The organism is Paenibacillus glycanilyticus NBRC 16618, assembly GCF_004000805.1.
Classification (GTDB): domain Bacteria; phylum Bacillota; class Bacilli; order Paenibacillales; family Paenibacillaceae; genus Pristimantibacillus; species Pristimantibacillus glycanilyticus.
Genome location: NZ_BILY01000034.1, coordinates 37,014 through 53,700, shown reverse-complemented (window position 1 = coordinate 53,700; position 16,687 = coordinate 37,014). Strand labels below are relative to the sequence as shown.

The following is a 16,687-nucleotide window of genomic DNA, read 5'->3' as shown; positions in this document are numbered from 1 at the left end:
TAGTTTACGCCAGCGGAGATTTGCCAGAAACCTTCCAGAGGATGGCTCGAGGGTTAGACTTTAGTCGGGGAATGGCGCAACGCACAAAAAAAGCCGTGCCAACCGTTTCCCGTCAGCACAGCTTCCTTACGCTTATTCATCCTTCGTTTTCTCCGCCAGCTTGAACGATGCCGTCTTCAGCTTGCCGTCACGGTAGAAGGTCACTTTGATCTCATCGCCGATATGCTTCGTCTGGTACAAGTATTGGCGCAGCTCCAAGGTGCTGCTAATGCTTTTCTCGTCCAGCTTCACGATCACATCGTTCAGCTTCATGCCCGCGTCCTTCGCCGGTCCTACCGCTTCAAGCACGATAACCCCATTGAACACTTCATCTGGGAGATTCAGCTCGGGCAGATCGGATTCCTCGCTTCCCGAAGCTGCGCCGGCACCCTGGTCAGTCTTTCCGTCGCTGCCAGCCGCCTGCTCCTCCTGCTGCTTTTGCGCGAAATACTGCTCCAGGTCTACCGTGTAGACGCCAAGATAAGGGCGAGATACATAACCCTTCTCCATTAAGCTGTCGATAATAGGCATCGCGTTATCAATCGGAATCGCAAAGCCTAATCCCTCAACGCCTACCTCGGCAATCTTCATGCTGTTAATGCCAACAACCTTGCCGTCCATATCAATCAGGGGTCCGCCGCTGTTGCCTTCGTTAATCGAGACGTTAACCTGAATGACTTCCTGCTGCCAGTCGTACACCCCATCCTCGTTCAAGGATACCGGCACGACCCGGTGCGTCTTGCTTACAATCCCCATCGACAGCGAATCGCCAAGTCCAAGCGGATTGCCAATCGCAAGAACGAATTCAGCTGGCTGCAGCTTCGACGAATTGCCGATCTCCGCTGCCGTCTTAATGTCTTTGCCGTCCATCTCGAGCACCGCCAGATCCGTAATCTGGTCGCTGCCAACGATCTTCGCTTCACGCTTCTCGCCGTTCACGAGCATAACCTTCACCGACTCGGCGCCTGCAATGACATGATGATTCGTAATAATGTAGGCCTTGCCGTCCTTCAGCTTGAAGATAACGCCGGAGCCAACGCCTACCTCCTGCTTCGAACCCTGAATCTGTCCTTCCTCTCCGCTGCCTGCTTGTTCCTGGGTGCCGTCACCGGGAGCAAGCCCATAAGGAACCGTCTGTTCATTAATAACGCTGACTACCGCCGGCCGCACCTTAGCCGAAGCTTGAATCGTTCGTTGCTCCAGCGAGGCGCTTCCGGATGCTGATACACTTGCCGCATGCGAGCCCGGACCGATGCCCCCGCCGCCAAAGACAAGCACAAACAACAATACCGCTGCCACCGCGCTGGTGAAAGAAGCAACAAATGCGATTCGGACATTCGACCAGTTACGCATTCCCTTTTTATTGGAGAAGGCAAATTCATCCTTCGAAGAAGTGGAACGAGCACGTCTTGATACTTTGGTCGAGTAGAAATCGTCATCAAATATTCCCATCGTTACCGCTCCTTTCGATGCTTATGCTTGCCTTTGAAAATGTACAAAAACTATTTTTACAATCTAAGAATGTTTTCGGAAGATTAGACTACAATAATAATAGATTCACTTGCGCACTCCTCCATCATAACGAAAAAGGAGCGAACCGTATCTATGAAAACAAAACCATTCTCCCCATGGGAGCAAGTAGAGATTGCAGCTAAACTGGCCGATCTGAAGGATGATCATTACCGTACCGTCCTTACCCTAAGCGCTATGCTTGAGCTGCTTGTGGACAAGGGTCTGATCACCCGCGAAGAGCTGACCGCTAAAGCGGACAGCCTGGACAACCAGCTGGAGTCCTTTATTTCCGCCTCACTTCATCCCATGCCGTAGGCCGGTCATGATACGTCGGGCGCAGCGGATTCTCGTTCTGCTTGAAGAAGATTCCGTTATCCTCCATAACGTTCCGAACCGTCAGCATAGCCAGATCCATCAGATTATGGTCCAGACTGAGATGGGCCAGATACACCCGCTTCGTCCGGTCCGTCAGCAGCTCGCATAATGCCTCCCCGGCGGCAACATTCGATAAGTGCCCGACATCGCTTAGAATGCGGCGCTTAATGTTCCACGGGTAACGGCCCATGCGAAGCATCTCCGTATCGTGATTGGATTCAAGCACAAGCACGTCCGAATCGATAATCGCCTGCTTCACTTTGTCGCTCATATAACCAAGGTCGGTCGCAAGACTCAGCTTTTCCCCGTTATCGACAAACGTATAGCCGACCGGCTCCGCCGCGTCATGCGAGATCGGGTAGGAGCAGACCTCCATCGTGCCGAACCTGAGCGACTCGCCCGTCTCCATAATGACCCGCTTCTCCGGCTCAATGGTGCCGACATGACGCTCCATTCCGCCCCAGGTTCCTTCATTCGCAAAGATCGGCAGCTCGTATTTGCGGGCGAATGCGCCCAGTCCTTTAATATGGTCGGAATGCTCATGCGTAACGAACAACGCGGACAGCTGATGGCCGGACACACCTTGCTCGCGCATAAGCTCCTCTATTTTTTTCATGCTGAGGCCGGCATCCACCAGCACCATTTTATCCCCGTTGCTTACTATCGTTGCATTGCCCGTAGATCCGCTTCCCAGTACTGTAAACGTAAGTCCCATCGCTTTACTTCTATCCTTTCCCCTGCTCCCATGAACACTAAAACCATTCTATCCATCCGCCGCAACGCATCGCCCATCAAGCTACCGGACGCGGTCCAGCGGTACTTCTTCCTTCACCTGCGCAACTTCCCCGTTAATCGCATGAATATAATACTCGTTCCCGTCCTCCAGCAGCACCCGGTAATAAGGCGCCGCCACCTGCGTCTCCGTATCAAACATCTGACCATGGTAGCCAAGCTGGATGTCGGTAATAACCGCGCCGTCCGGCAGGTTCCGTTCTATAAAAGGAGCCATGGCCTTCGAAGCCGGTAATACCGTCTGTTCCTTGGCTTCGCCCGGGCCCGTCAGATCTACCCGCACTTGGCGGAAGCCGGTTATTTTCTGATTGCTGTAATAGAGCTCCAGCTTTACGTCAAACATAGGACGGTTATCCGCCATACGGTACAGCACATAGACGCCGTCCCTTGTCATTGCCGGATCGAACTTATACTTGTCCAGGTCGACAATCTGGCTGCCCAGCGTCTTGACGAGATCCTTCTCGGAAAAAATAATCCGGCTGTCGACAGGCGTCGCAAGCTTTGTCTCCGGCAGACCTTCTAGGTTGCCGCTGCGCAGCATATACGTTAAATCCCGCAGCTTCGGGGTTTCGACCGGCAGATTGGCGGTCAGCTCAATCCCCTTCTGTTTCATGAAGGCGTAGGTCTCGCTCGGAAGCTCTGCTGTATTCTTGTTGGCGTTCAGCTGCTCGCCGACGTTCGACCATACCTGATAGCCGAGCAAAATATTGAGCAGCAGAAACGAAATAATAAGCACGCTTTTGGCCCTGCCCCAATCCACCTGATCTTCCGCCTCCGTTCGTTACGGCTTATTGCTTGCTTTCTTTACCCGGCTCGATTGAATTTTGCAGCGGATCGGAGCCTCCGAACAGGCTGTTGCCGTCCCTCTCTGCGGTCTCATGTCCCGAAGCTTCCTTTCCGCCTTTATCCTTGCCGGTTCCTTCATCCGAATCATGGGTGGAGCTCGGGCTGTCCTTTATTTCCTGAGGAACAAAGCCTGCCGGATACGCCTCGGTGAGTGCCTCCTGCGCACCGTCCTCGAGCTGGACCGCCCATATCGGAATAAACTTTAATTCATTGTTTTCAAGCGGTTCGGCTTTAAGAGCCGGGAACAGCCGGACAACCTCCGAACGGCGGTCATAATGGTCCAGCGCGCTGCGCAGCTGGGCGCCGCCCGGCAGCCATCTGGCTTCCCTCGTCTTCGACCGGCTGGCAAGCGTAATGAGAGAACGGCTGTACTCCGTTACGACTCCCTGCTGCAGCGTAAGCCGCATGCTGCCGTACTCGAAGTCTTTGGTCTCGATCACCGGGTAGTTATCGACATACTGCTGGAACTCTACGTATTTACCCGTCTTGCCCTCTAGATTTATTCCCGGGTTAACGAAACGGTGAACTCCGTCCCATCCGCCATGATCGTTAATAAATTCAATTGAAGCAAAAACATTCTCGCTAAGCGGATTTTCCTCGCTCTGCGAGGCGGCGGGGTTGGTATAAATCATCCATTTACCCTTCTGCTCGATCTGCAGTCCCCTCTTGCCGTCCGTGAAAATCTGCGAACCGCTTCGGTCGTAGAGTGCCTTCGTCGTGGCCGTATCGAAGAACAGATTCTGCTGCATGAGCTCGGAAGAGTAGGCCTCATAAGAGAAGACCATCTCAACCGATTGAATCGGCTGCTTCGGCAAATAGATGCCATCCGACGTCATCTGGTACTTCGGCTGATACTCGCCGAAGCCGACATAGTCCTGTACGTCGCGGACGGTAAGGTCAGCCTGGGTAGACTCGTATACCTTTTGCCCGTCGGCGCTGAAGAAGAATGTCCGGACTTCCTCGGAATCGGTCGCCTTGAAGATCCAGATCCGGTCGATCGTCTCGCCAAGGAACAGCAAATCCCCCTGCACCTTAAGCAGCTTCTTCAAGAGCTCTACCGGAATGCCGTTCTGGAAGCGCAGCTCAACGCCGATATCGTTCTTCCTTACTTCATCCCAATTAAGCACGTTGGCCGGATTGCGCTGGAAGCCCTTGAACTCGCGGCCCTGAATCCGGTCTTTCAGAATCATATTGTAGAACGTAGACCCCGGGTACAGCACGGTATGCTCATTACCGCCGAAGTGGAGGACAATCTCCTCCGGAAAAATGACGTTTTCCGCATTTGATTTTTTGCCAAGCGGATCGGCATTGATGTAATCCTGTCCCGTCTTCACCGTTGCGCCAAGACCCGGCATGCTGTACGCGAGGAAGTACGATTGAATCAAGCTGAGGGCGACAAGCATAACGAGCAGGAGCGTCTTCGCTTTCTCCATCATGCTGTCTCACCTTCCTCTTGCAGCGCCGGCAGCGTAAAGGTAACCGTCGTGCCGTCGTTCAGCTCGGACTTAAGTGAGATCGTGCCGCCATGCGCTTTAACGATTTCCCGGGCAATGGATAAACCAAGCCCTGTGCCGCCCATGTTACGCGAGCGGGCCTTGTCCACCCGGTAAAAACGGTCGAAAATACGCGATAAATCCTTCTTCGGAATACCGATACCCGTATCCTTTACGCTAATCGCAATCGTAGCGGCGTCCTGCTTATGGGCGCTAAGTTCAATTGCTCCGCCCTCAAGCGTATATTTGATGGCGTTCGATATTAAATTATCGAGAACCTGGTCAATCTGGTCGCGGTCAAGCCATGCCGATTTGAGATCGCGGTCTACGATAATCGTTGCCAGGATCGACTTCTGGCGAAGCTGGAAGGAAAAACGATCCGTCACTTCGTCCAGCATCTCGTGAATGTTAGTCTTCCGCCGCCGCAGCGGCGCCTGATTGGAATCAAGGCGCGATAAGTGCAGAAGGTCCGTAACCAGGCGGATCATCCGCTCCGTCTCGTTGCGGATAACGCCAACGAACCGCTCGGACAGCTCGCGCTCATCCAGCGCCCCGTCATTCAGCGCCTCCGCGTAGCTCTTGATCGTGGTGAGCGGCGTGCGCAGCTCATGCGAGACGTTCGCGACGAATTGGCGCCGCGACTGCTCGAGCTTTTCCTGCTCCGTCACATCCTGCAGGACGGCAATCGTACCCGTAATCCCTTTGTCCCGGCGGTGAATCGGCGTAAAGGTGACGCGGAGAACCCCCTCTTCGTCATCCATCTCGGCTTCTTCTTCGCCGCGCGGCAATATGACCGTCTGCTCCCGGCCGTTCTGCAGCTCTTGGTATTTCTGCTCCGGCATGCCAAGCAGCTGTGGCAGACTGCAGCCTTCGCAGGTGCGCACGTCAAGCATCTCCTGCGAGCGGCGGTTCCAGACGATCACTTTGCCGTTCTCGTCGGCCGCGATTACTCCGTCACTCATATTCGACAGAATGGAGGCGAGCTTCTCGTTCTCCTCTTCGTTGACCGAGAGCGCCTCCTTCAGCCGAATGGTCATGTCGTTAAAGGCCAAGCTTAGCCGCCCGATTTCATCGTCCCCAAGCACCGGCACCTGCAGATCAAACTTTCCGTCCGCCACGGCTGCCGCCTGACGCGTCAGTCCCTGAATCGGGCTCGTAATCGTATGGGCCAGCAGGATGCCCAGAATCCCGGTAAGACCAAGCGCGATAAGCGTGCCGGAGAAAAAGATCTGGTTCACCCGGTTCACCGTATCGTACAGGCTGTCCATGGACGCCAGCATATAGACCGCGCCAACAACCTTGTCGTTATCGTTGTACGTAACGGGAAGGGCGATAATTTTTTTGCGAATGCCGTTTTCGTCGATAATCTCTTCTTCGTTATCGGAGATGCCCGTTAACGCGCGGCTTACCGCGAGAGACGTATTTTTCTTCCCGATGTACGATTCCGGCACCTGCAGGGAGGTCGCAACAACCCGCCCGCTGCCGTCGAGCACTTGCACCTCCGTCCCGCTTATGCTGAACAGATTGCGGACCACAAGGCTCAAATCCTCCGTGCTGCTCGTATCGGTCTCGCTATCGCTATTCGGCTTTTCGGACAATTCCTTTGCCGCCAGCTTCGAGAGAATATCGGCCTGCTCCTTCAGATTCGTCGTGAAGTTGTCGGTCAATGACGCCTTGACCGTACTGATAAAGTACACGCCAATGAGCTGCATCGCGACAAGGATGAGCAGGAGATAAATAATGACCAGCTTAACTTGAATGGTGCGAAAAAACCTCCGCCCGCTCATGCGTAGCCGAGCCCTCCGGACTTCGGATTGCGCATCATGTAACCAAGGCCGCGGCGGGTCATAATATATTCCGGACGGCTTGGATCATCTTCAATCTTCTCGCGAAGACGGCGGATCGTGACATCCACGGTACGCACATCGCCGAAATACTCAAAGCCCCAGACCGCCTGCAGCAAATGCTCGCGCGTCATTACTTTGCCGCTGTTGCGCGCCATGTAATAGACTAGCTCATATTCGCGGTGGGTCAGATCAAGCGGCTCGCCGTCCTTATAGACGACATACATATCGGTATCAATAAACAGGTTAAACAGTTTAAGACCCTGCTTCTCGTCCGCTGCACCTTGACCGTTGTCGCCGGCGTTTGCGTTGTCGGTCGAAGAAGCCGCGGCTTCCGAGGTTTTCTGCTGCCTGCGCAAATGGGCTTTGACACGGGCCAGCAGCTCCCGCGTGCTGAACGGCTTCGTTACGTAATCATCGGCGCCAAGCTCAAGGCCCAGCACCTTATCTATTTCCGTATCCTTTGCTGTCAGCATGATGATTGGCATATGCAGACGCGTGCGCACCTCGCGGCAGACGTCCATGCCATCCTTCACCGGCAGCATCAAATCAAGTAGAATCAGGTCCGGCTGCTCTTCGAACGCGAGGCGTACCGCCTCGCCGCCGTCAAATGCGCAAATGACCTGATGCCCTTCTTTCTCCAAGTTGAATTTCAATATATCTGCAATGGGCTGTTCGTCGTCGACCACTAAAATTTTCCCGTGCATCGTTACACCCGCCTGTCGCTCGTCCTATTTTTACTCTTTTATTTTAACATAGTGCGTCGTCAAGTTCCCAATTAAAGTTCGTTCAGCCCTTTTCCAATAAAACTCATAATTCGTACTCAGAGACGTGTTTCGTTCCGACAGCTTCAGGGTAAAAAAAGGTAAAAAGAAGACTGCCCTCATAAGGACAGCCTTCTTGTGAAAGAAAATAGATTATAAGTACTTTAACGGATTTTGCAGTACGCCGTTTTTCGTAATTTCGAAATGCAGATGCACGCCGGTCGATTCGCCGGTACTGCCCATAATGCCGATACTGTCGCCTTTTTCGACAATCTGGCCTTTCTTCACGCCGATGGACTTCAGATGTCCGTACAACGTTTTGTAACCATTCTTATGATTAATGATAATGCAATTGCCATAGCCGGTCTTCTGGCCAACAAACTCAACAACACCGTTATCCGGTGCCATGATGGTCTTGCCGCCCGTCATGTCGATGCCTTTATGCATCCGTCCCCAGCGCTGACCATACTTGCTCGACAGCGACCAGCCGGATACAGGAGATGCAAAATGGCCTGTACCTTCGCCAAGAATAACCTTAGTTCCCCGGATGATAACCTCGGCTACCGGCTTCACGACAACCTGACTATCTACGAGCTCTTCCGTCATAACCTTACCGTTCTGCTTCACAACCCGGTATGTAAGAGTCTTCTTGCCGCTCTTGCCTTCCGTCAGCACCTTCGACTCGCCAAGCTTCATGGAGTCGCTCTTGCGGATCTCGACGGGAGCATCGTAAGTAATCGTTTCGGATTGGCGTTCTTCCGTCTTTACCGTCAACTCCGGCTGCAGCACGGTCAGATCCAGGACATCGCCTTCCTTGATCATATCCTGCTCAATCCAGCCGTTGTTATCATAAATCACTTGTTCGGAAATATTGAACTTATCGGCAATGCATCCGATGCAATCGCCTTTTTGTACCGTATACTTCGTTGGTTTGACGCTGCCCTTCACAAGCTTCAGGTACAGCTCGTTAGCGTCCATAATCTTGTTTGGATCCACTTCTACTTCGTCCGTCTTAACCTCTTCAACGAATTTAACGCCCGTCAGCTTTTTGCCGCTGGACGATTCCGTCTTTTTCTTCTCAGCTTCCGTCTTGGAGTAAGACAAAGTCTTCACTTCGTTCTGCTTCTTCGCTGCCGCAAGTTGCGGAGCGTATTTGCTCTGCACGCGGTTCAGAATGGCATCCGCGGTTTCCTGATCCTTCACCACACCGGCTACCTTGCCGTCGATAACCAGTTCCACGCCTTCCGCATGCGAGGTTAGCAGACCTTTCAGCTTGCTTAACGTTTCTTCGGTCTCAGGGTCCGCTTTAAAGCCGCTTTCCCCGCTGTACGTAATCTCCCCGGTGTCGAGCACCATGCTGAGCTCCGGATTCGCTTTCTTTACTTCTTCGGTCTGCTGCTGAATTAACTGTTCAACCTCTGCGGGATCGTTGATGGAGCCCACAATATTGCCGTCTTTATATACGTTGTAATAATCGACTGTGTTCGCTTGTACGTATCCGGTACCACCGATACCGGCTGCTGCTAGGACTACCAGCACTCCTGCTGTAAGCATGACAGGTTTTCTCTTCCACATTGGAGTATGTGGTCTCTCTCCTGCCGAAGGAGGCTGCTTCTTGCCTTTCGAGTCTTGCAGATCACTAGGCCGAAAGTACTGGTTTACAAGATTCCAAGTCTTCCGGAAACGATCCTTGGGGCTGAAAACGGTCATGATGGTCTCCTTTTCGCACTTTTCCTGCAATAAAATACGGAATCCGACATAAAAAAAGACGAATGTCCTGTCGGATCACTCGCCTAATACTTTAACATATGGTTAATAAACGCGGCAACCATTCTTGTCAAGAGTCGAAATTAATATTTTTTCAGAATTGCCATCATTTGTTCATACTGGTCTCGGTCCAGATACTGTGCCATCAGCTGCTGGATCTGCGTAAGCTCCTCATCCGTAAGCCCGTTTTCCATGTAGCCGGAGATCGTCTGCATCGCTTCCTGCGGCAGCTTGCTCATGAGCAAACCGAATAATTGATCCTTATCGGCTTCGCTCATCTGGCCCTTCATATTGTTCATATCCTCGGTTGTAATCGCCGTTTCCGTTCCGTCGATCGACGGTGCTTCATCATCGTCCGTCTGGCTGCTGCCCTCCGTCTGACCCGTGCTTGTACCCGCTTCCTCCGATTGACCGGCTGTACCGCTCTCCGCCTTCGAGCCTCCGCCAATGCCGATATCCGTAAGCGGCGCAGTGGATGGCTGGTCGGCAAACGCATCTACCGCAACCTTATCCCCGTCTGCCCCATCCGTGCCCGTCTTCTCGGTATCCTCCGTCTGGACTGGCTCCTCGGCGCCCCACAGCTTGCCCCATACCCCGGACAAAGCCATCGGCTGTACCTCCAGCGGCAGATTATACTGCTTCAGCAGCGTCTGCACATAACTATTAACGATATAGCCGGTTGTCCATATGGAGAGAAAGCTGACAATGAGACCCGCCGCTACGATTTTCGCAATCCATACGGCTGCTTTTACCCACATTTGCGCTCATCCCTTTCCTTCTGTTATCTATCATTATGGTCAAAGAATAGGGGGAGCAAACTATGAAAACGACAAAAAAGGATAGTCCCGGCCATTCCGCCTTGGACTATCCTTTCTTATATACGTTCTATTCGTAGATTGGACGAACGATGTTCGTTTGTTCGCGGTTGCGTCCAACCGAGAAGATCGCAATCGGGATACCTGTCAGCTCGGATACGCGGTTCAGGTAGTTCAGCGTGTTAACCGGAAGATCTTCCAGTGTTTTCGCACCCGTAATATCTTCGCTCCAGCCTGGCATCTCTTCGTATACCGCTTCGCATTCCGCCAGCATCTTGAGGCTTGCCGGATAGTGCTCGATAACTTCGCCGCGGTATTTGTAAGCCGTACAGATCTTCACGGTCTCAAGGCCGCTCAGTACGTCAAGCGAGTTAAGGGACAGACCCGTAATGCCGCTGACACGGCGCGCATGGCGGACAACAACGCTGTCGAACCAGCCCACGCGGCGCGGACGGCCTGTAACCGTACCGTACTCATGTCCTTTGTCGCGGATCAGATCGCCGATTTCGTTAATTTGCTCCGTCGGGAACGGACCGTCGCCAACACGCGTTGTGTAAGCTTTCGCTACGCCGATAACCTGTTGGATCTTCGAAGGACCTACGCCGGAGCCGATGCATACGCCGCCGGCCGACGGGTTGGAAGAAGTAACGAATGGATAAGTACCTTGGTCGATATCAAGCATAACGCCTTGAGCGCCTTCGAACAGTACTTTACGGTTTGCGTCGATCGCGTCGTTCAGAACAACCGAAGTATCCGTTACGTATGGACGAAGCGTCTCCGCGTAGCCTAAGTATTCCGCAATAATGGCTTCGGCATCAAGCGGCTCTCCACCGTATACTTGCTGAATGACTTGGTTTTTCTCGGCTACGAGGCGGCGTGTTTTTTCCGTGAATTCTTCCGCGTCCATAAGGTCGGCGATACGGATACCGTTACGCGCGGCTTTGTCCATGTAGCATGGGCCGATGCCTTTGCGTGTCGTACCGATTTTGTTATCGCCCTTGCGGTCCTCTTCGAGGCCGTCAAGCACGAGATGATAAGGCATAATGACATGGGCGCGGTCACTGATTTTCAGGTTGTCCGTGGAGAAGCCGTTGTCATGAATATAGTTAATTTCGTCAATCAGCGCTTGCGGGTTGATAACCATCCCGTTGCCGATAACGCAAATTTTATTTTGATTGAAAATACCCGATGGAATCATCGTCAATTTATACTTTTTGTTGTCAATGAGAATAGTGTGTCCGGCATTGTTACCACCTTGATAGCGAGCGACGACGTCGGCTCCGTCCGCCAAGTAATCGGTAATTTTGCCTTTCCCTTCGTCTCCCCACTGCGTACCGACAACAACAACCGTAGACATAAACATACCCCCGTCCGGTGATTTTGCACACCGAAAATTACCGTCTTAGCATTAACCGGATCGGTGCTTCTTACTCAAAAATGGTCCGACCGCGTAAAAGACAGCAATAACAGTGTAGCAGTCCCGTATAGAGAAGTCAAACAAAAAACGAACAATTGTACAGTCGCCCATACAATTGTTCGGATATTATACATAACCTTATGATGCCTGCGACGGGTCCTCGTGAGTCCTGTCTAAGCTTACGAATTTATTGAATTGCTTAAGGAAGACCAGCTCGACCGTACCGACCGGGCCGTTACGCTGTTTGGCAAGAATGATCTCGATGATGTTCTTCTTCTCGGATTCCTTGTCGTAGTAATCGTCGCGGTACAAGAACCCTACGATGTCGGCGTCCTGCTCGATCGAACCCGATTCCCGAAGGTCGGACATCATCGGACGCTTGTCCTGACGCTGCTCGACGCCGCGGCTGAGCTGCGACAGGGCGATAACCGGCACTTCCAGCTCACGGGCGATCTGTTTCAGAGTACGCGAAATCTCGGATACTTCCTGCTGACGGTTCTCGCCCGCTTTACCGCGGCCTTGAATGAGCTGCAAGTAATCGATAAGAATCATGCCGAGACCTTTTTCCTTCTTCAGGCGACGGCATTTCGCGCGGATATCGGCAACCGTAATGCCTGGCGTATCATCTATAAATACATTCGCTTCCGACAAGGCGCCAATCGCCATCGTCAGCTTCTCCCAATCGTCGCCCTCGAGCTGACCGGTACGCATCCGCGTCGCGTCTACGTTCGACTCGGCGCAGACCATACGCTGAACCAGCTGCGCCGCGGACATCTCGAGCGAGAAGATCGCGACGGTCTCGCGGGCGCGGACGCCAACGTTCTGGGCAATGTTCAGCGCGAACGCCGTTTTACCTACGGAAGGACGGGCCGCGATAATGATCAAGTCACTCCGCTGGAAGCCGGCCGTCATTTTATCCAAGTCGACGAATCCGGAAGGGATACCGGTTGTTCCGGCACCCTTCTGATTGTAGAGCGTCTCGACCTTCTCGAATACTTCCATCAGAACGTCGCGGATGGAGATAAAGCCGCTGCTTGAACGGCGGTTCGAGATTTCCAGAATCTTACGCTCCGCATCGCTTAGAAGAATACCGACTTCATCCGTGCTTGCGTAACCGTCCGACACGATATTGGTGGCTGTCCGAATTAACCGGCGAAGCATCGACTTCTCTTCCACGATCTGCGCGTAGTAATCGACGTTTGCCGCCGTTGGCACGGCGCTTGCCAGCTTGGCCAAATACGAGACGCCGCCAATCTCTTCGATCAGCTGCCTGTCCTGCAAATAAGCGGTCAGCGTGATCAGATCGACCGGCTGTCCGCTCTCCCCAAGCTCAACCATCGCTTCGTATATATGTTGATGGGGAACGCTATAAAAGTCTTCGCTGCGCAGCCGCTCCATCGCGGTGATCAGCGCCTCCGACTGAAGCAGGATCGCGCCGATTACGGCTTGCTCCGCCTCCAGGTTTTGCGGCGGCACCCGATCAAACATCAGCTCCGTACTACTCATGCTCATGCTTTAGGCTCCCTTCCAATGAATGCTGAATGGCTTCCGATTCCGTTCATGCTACAACGAACAGTGTAGCAGTTGCAGGCCGCCGAAAGCTATGGAAAGTTCCAGCATCGGCCTGTCCGATTGGACAACAATGGCGATGCTCTCACATCGCCATTGTCGTCTTGCTTCTATTACGCTTAATAAGGGCTCTTATTCTTCGGTAACTTGAACGTTAAGCTTCGATTTAACGTCCACATGCAGCTTCACCGGTACTTGGGTAACGCCGAGGGTGCGGATCGCGTCTTCCAGCTCAATTTTGCGTTTGTCGATTTTAACGCCCGCCTGAGCAGCCAGTGCCTCGGCAATTTGCTTGCTTGTAATGGCACCGAACAACCGGCCGCCTTCGCCCGCTTTGGCCTTGATAACAACCTTCAGCTCTTCCAGCTTCTTGCCGAGCTCAACCGCATCCGCTTTTTCCTTCGCTTTGCGTTTCTCTTCCGAAGCATTCTGCACTTCCAGCGTCTTCAGGTTGCCGTCGGACGCCAGCTTCGCCAGTCCTTGCGGCAGCAGGAAGTTGCGTACGTAGCCTTCGGAGAGCTCCTTCACATCGCCTTTTTTACCTTGACCTTTAACGTCTTTCAAGAAAATTACTTTCATTCGAATAACCCCTCTTCCGCTTCAATTTGTGCGAGTACGGTCTTGAGCTTGGCCGCCACTTCCTGCACGGTGCCCTCTAGTTGAGCCGCCGCGTTCGTCAGGTGGCCACCGCCGCCCATCCGTTCCATCACGACTTGTACATTCATATGCCCGAGCGAGCGGGCACTTATGCCGATAAGTCCATCCGGCCTTTCCCCAATAACAAACGAGGCATAGATATCCGTCATGTTAAGCAGCGTATCCGCCGATTGCGCAATGAGCAGCTGAGCCACCTTTCGGCCCGGCTCCGTTACCGCAATCGCCACATGGTCGTAGTATACCTCGGCATGCTTGATAATCTCGGCCTTGCGAACATACTCCTCGAGATCCTCCTTCAGCATCCGCTGAATCATCGTTGAGTCCGCACCGTTGCGGCGCAGGAACGATGCCGCGTCAAACGTGCGGGCGCCCGTCCGGAGCGAGAAGTTCTTCGTATCGACCGTAATGCCTGCCAGAAGCGCGGTTGCCTCGCGTACATCCAGCAGTACCCGGTCGTGAATATACTGCAGCAGCTCGGTGACAAGCTCGCAGGTTGAGGAGGCGTAAGGCTCCATATAGACCAGAATCGCGTTCGAGATAAATTCCTCGCCGCGGCGGTGGTGGTCAACCACTACGATTTTATTCGTCTGCGCCAGGATCCTCGGCTCTTTCACCATCGACGCTTTATGCGTGTCAACCACAACGGCCAGCGTTCGGCTGTCCGTTATGCCTAACGCCTGCTCCGGCGTAATGAACCGCTTCGTGAACTTCTCGTCCTCGCGCAGCATTTCCATCATCTTCTGAATGGCCGGGTTGATACCCTCAAGCACGATATAGGCTTCCTTGCCAAACATCAGAGCCGCTTTCAAAATACCGATAGCCGCGCCTATCGCATCCATATCCGGCATTTTATGACCCATGATGACGACGTTGCCGCTCTCCTTGATCAAATCGCGAAGCGCGTGCGCAACGACGCGGGCGCGGACCCGCGTACGCTTCTCCACCGCATTGGTCTTGCCGCCGTAGAACGACTGGCGCCCGCCAACCTTCACCGACGCCTGGTCGCCGCCGCGTCCAAGTGCAATGTCCAGACTGGACTGCGCCCATTGCCCAAGCTCGACAATGCTTTCCGCTCCGGCTGCGAAGCCGATACTGAGCGTAATCGGGATTTTCTGATCGGCGGTCATCTCCCGAACTTCATCCAGAATGACAAACCGCGACTGCTCCAGCTGTCTCAGCGTCTTCTGATCGGTAATCAGAAGGAACCTGTCCGAGGTTACCCGCTTCAGGTACAGCTGATACCGCTGCGCCCATTCGGTAATTTCGGTCGTCACCTTCGACTGGAGCGAGCTGCGCTGATGGTCGTCCATCCCTTGCGTTACTTCCTCCAGGCTGTCGATCATAACGACGCCCATTGCGAGCTTCTCTTCATCGTAGCGCTTGCTGAGCTGCCAGAGGAGCGTAATGTCCTGTACGTACAAAATCCGCTCCTTTTGCTTGAAGAGCAGCTGGTAGACATGCCCGTCAACCGTCGCTTCAACGGTTCCTTCCTTGTCCTTAACCTGCTGCAGAGCCGGGAACAACTCCGTGAGCGGCATCCCGATCACCGATTCCTCGCCCGCAATTTGCGCAATGTATGGATTATGCCATTCTACCGTACGGTCTTCGTTATACAAAATAACGCCAAACGGAAGCTCGCCGATGACGTCATTGCCGACCTTTTTCACCCGGTAGGATAACGTCCCGAGATAAGACTTCAAATCCTTGCGGAAAGCCCGCTCCGCAAGAACCGTATAAACAGCCGCGGCTATAGTGAGAAGAAGCGCGATAAGCCCAAGCACCCACCAAAACCAGGTGAGCACGACGGTCATAAGAACCATTAATGCGATAGACCAGACCTGATGCATGCCATGCCATCGCGTGACAAGAAACTTCGGCATTTCCTATTCGCTCCTATTGCTTATGATGATTTCGAAAACGACTTACGGATCGGAAAAGCGGCATCAAGTACGCCAATCAAGCTTAGCGGCGGGAAGATAAGAAGCGGAATTGCGATAATAACCGGGACCGCCTTATTCCATCTCCGCTGATGCGCGATGTAGAAGAAGAATCCGATCGCTTGAATCGTGAACGCATACCGCATAAGCGGCACCACATTCATAAGCGCTACGGAATAGAAGGAACTGCTGGTGCTGTCCGCAAACATCTGCAGGATATAGACGACCAGGTAGTAAAATACCATAATGCGCGGAAGCATCCAGTCTTTTGCCTTAGGCATGGTAGGAATATCCTCGATGGATGATGCCAGCGCCTTGCGTGCGAAATATTGCGTTATGACCGCATACACGAAGGAAATCAGAATGATCGCCTGCGGAATCGATTGGATCATAATCTTGATGATGGATTCCGTATAGTCGCTGTTCCACTCCTTCGGAAGCACATGCTCCGAGTCGAGGTCAGCCACCAAGCTGCGGACAAACTCACCGATCTGATCAATAAACGATTGTTTCAGAACCCCTTCGAAAATAAGCAGCTCCGCCAGCAGACAGAATAGAATCGTCAGCGTCGTCCGCCTTAATATAAACGGTGCTGACGCCTTCTTCCGGTACATCTGCCCCATTACCATAGCGGGGATCAAGAAGAATAACGCGATAATAAGAACCGACGGCCCAAGAATAACGGCCGCGATGATCCATACCGGTACAAGATGCAGTAAAAAGGACCTGGTCGACAGCGTCGTATACAAAATGACGTAAGGCACCATTAGCAGCATAATGGTCAGCATATTAAACACGGGTACTGCCAATGACAAAATTAGAAGCAGAGACGCACCGCTCCATAGAACTGCTTTCATACC

At 53.1% G+C, this 16,687-nt stretch carries 14 protein-coding genes; 1 reads left to right on the top strand and 13 read right to left on the bottom strand.

From position 1 onward, the window contains the following. Positions 1 to 132 precede the first annotated feature (132 nt). Entirely contained in the window at positions 133 to 1,491 is a 1,359-nt protein-coding gene (locus PGL01S_RS23005; RefSeq protein WP_127496879.1) for a S1C family serine protease, read from the bottom strand. A 153-nt stretch (positions 1,492 to 1,644) separates the two neighbouring features. Here PGL01S_RS23005 and PGL01S_RS23000 point away from each other — a divergent pair, with 153 nt between their 5' ends. Further along, a complete protein-coding gene (locus tag PGL01S_RS23000) occupies positions 1,645 to 1,866 on the top strand; it encodes a hypothetical protein (RefSeq protein ID WP_116394526.1) in 222 nt (73 codons plus the stop codon). Here PGL01S_RS23000 and PGL01S_RS22995 read toward each other — a convergent pair. The 12 genes from PGL01S_RS22995 to PGL01S_RS22940 all read right to left on the bottom strand — a co-directional run bounded on the left by PGL01S_RS22995 (position 1,835) and on the right by PGL01S_RS22940 (position 16,684). Beyond that, a complete protein-coding gene (locus tag PGL01S_RS22995; protein ID WP_116394525.1) occupies positions 1,835 to 2,641 on the bottom strand; it encodes an MBL fold metallo-hydrolase in 807 nt (268 codons plus the stop codon). The genes PGL01S_RS23000 and PGL01S_RS22995 overlap by 32 nt on opposite strands. A gap of 81 nt (positions 2,642 to 2,722) precedes the next feature. Continuing rightward, the gene (yycI, locus tag PGL01S_RS22990) at positions 2,723 to 3,478 is read right to left on the bottom strand and encodes a two-component system regulatory protein YycI (RefSeq protein ID WP_116394524.1); all 756 of its coding nucleotides are present in this window, start codon (positions 3,476 to 3,478) and stop codon (positions 2,723 to 2,725) included. A gap of 28 nt (positions 3,479 to 3,506) precedes the next feature. Continuing rightward, on the bottom strand, positions 3,507 to 5,000 hold the full coding sequence (locus tag PGL01S_RS22985; RefSeq protein WP_127496878.1) for a YycH family regulatory protein: 1,494 nt from the start codon (positions 4,998 to 5,000) through the stop codon (positions 3,507 to 3,509). Next, positions 4,997 to 6,844, bottom strand: a complete 1,848-nt coding sequence (walK, locus tag PGL01S_RS22980; RefSeq protein WP_116394522.1) for a cell wall metabolism sensor histidine kinase WalK — start codon at positions 6,842 to 6,844, stop codon at positions 4,997 to 4,999. Before walK ends, PGL01S_RS22985 begins: the two co-directional genes overlap by 4 nt. Further along, a complete protein-coding gene (gene yycF, locus PGL01S_RS22975) occupies positions 6,841 to 7,608 on the bottom strand; it encodes a response regulator YycF (RefSeq protein ID WP_116394521.1) in 768 nt (255 codons plus the stop codon). The genes walK and yycF overlap by 4 nt, the downstream gene beginning before the upstream one ends. 210 nt (positions 7,609 to 7,818) lie before the next feature. Further along, the gene (locus tag PGL01S_RS22970) at positions 7,819 to 9,219 is read right to left on the bottom strand and encodes a M23 family metallopeptidase (protein WP_244935712.1); all 1,401 of its coding nucleotides are present in this window, start codon (positions 9,217 to 9,219) and stop codon (positions 7,819 to 7,821) included. A gap of 296 nt (positions 9,220 to 9,515) precedes the next feature. Beyond that, on the bottom strand, positions 9,516 to 10,190 hold the full coding sequence (locus tag PGL01S_RS22965) for a hypothetical protein (RefSeq protein WP_127496876.1): 675 nt from the start codon (positions 10,188 to 10,190) through the stop codon (positions 9,516 to 9,518). A gap of 127 nt (positions 10,191 to 10,317) precedes the next feature. Continuing rightward, entirely contained in the window at positions 10,318 to 11,604 is a 1,287-nt protein-coding gene (locus PGL01S_RS22960) for an adenylosuccinate synthase (RefSeq protein WP_127496875.1), read from the bottom strand. Positions 11,605 to 11,802: 198 nt separating this feature from the next. Further along, positions 11,803 to 13,176 (bottom strand): replicative DNA helicase, encoded by a 1,374-nt coding sequence (gene dnaB / locus PGL01S_RS22955; protein ID WP_116394517.1) that lies wholly within the window; start codon positions 13,174 to 13,176, stop codon positions 11,803 to 11,805. 189 nt (positions 13,177 to 13,365) lie between these two features. Next, positions 13,366 to 13,812 (bottom strand): 50S ribosomal protein L9, encoded by a 447-nt coding sequence (gene rplI, locus PGL01S_RS22950; RefSeq protein WP_116394516.1) that lies wholly within the window; start codon positions 13,810 to 13,812, stop codon positions 13,366 to 13,368. Then, entirely contained in the window at positions 13,809 to 15,770 is a 1,962-nt protein-coding gene (locus tag PGL01S_RS22945) for a DHH family phosphoesterase (protein ID WP_127496874.1), read from the bottom strand. The genes rplI and PGL01S_RS22945 overlap by 4 nt, the downstream gene beginning before the upstream one ends. A 20-nt stretch (positions 15,771 to 15,790) precedes the next feature. Next, positions 15,791 to 16,684 (bottom strand): DUF2232 domain-containing protein, encoded by an 894-nt coding sequence (locus tag PGL01S_RS22940; RefSeq protein WP_236013259.1) that lies wholly within the window; start codon positions 16,682 to 16,684, stop codon positions 15,791 to 15,793. Positions 16,685 to 16,687 lie beyond the last annotated feature (3 nt).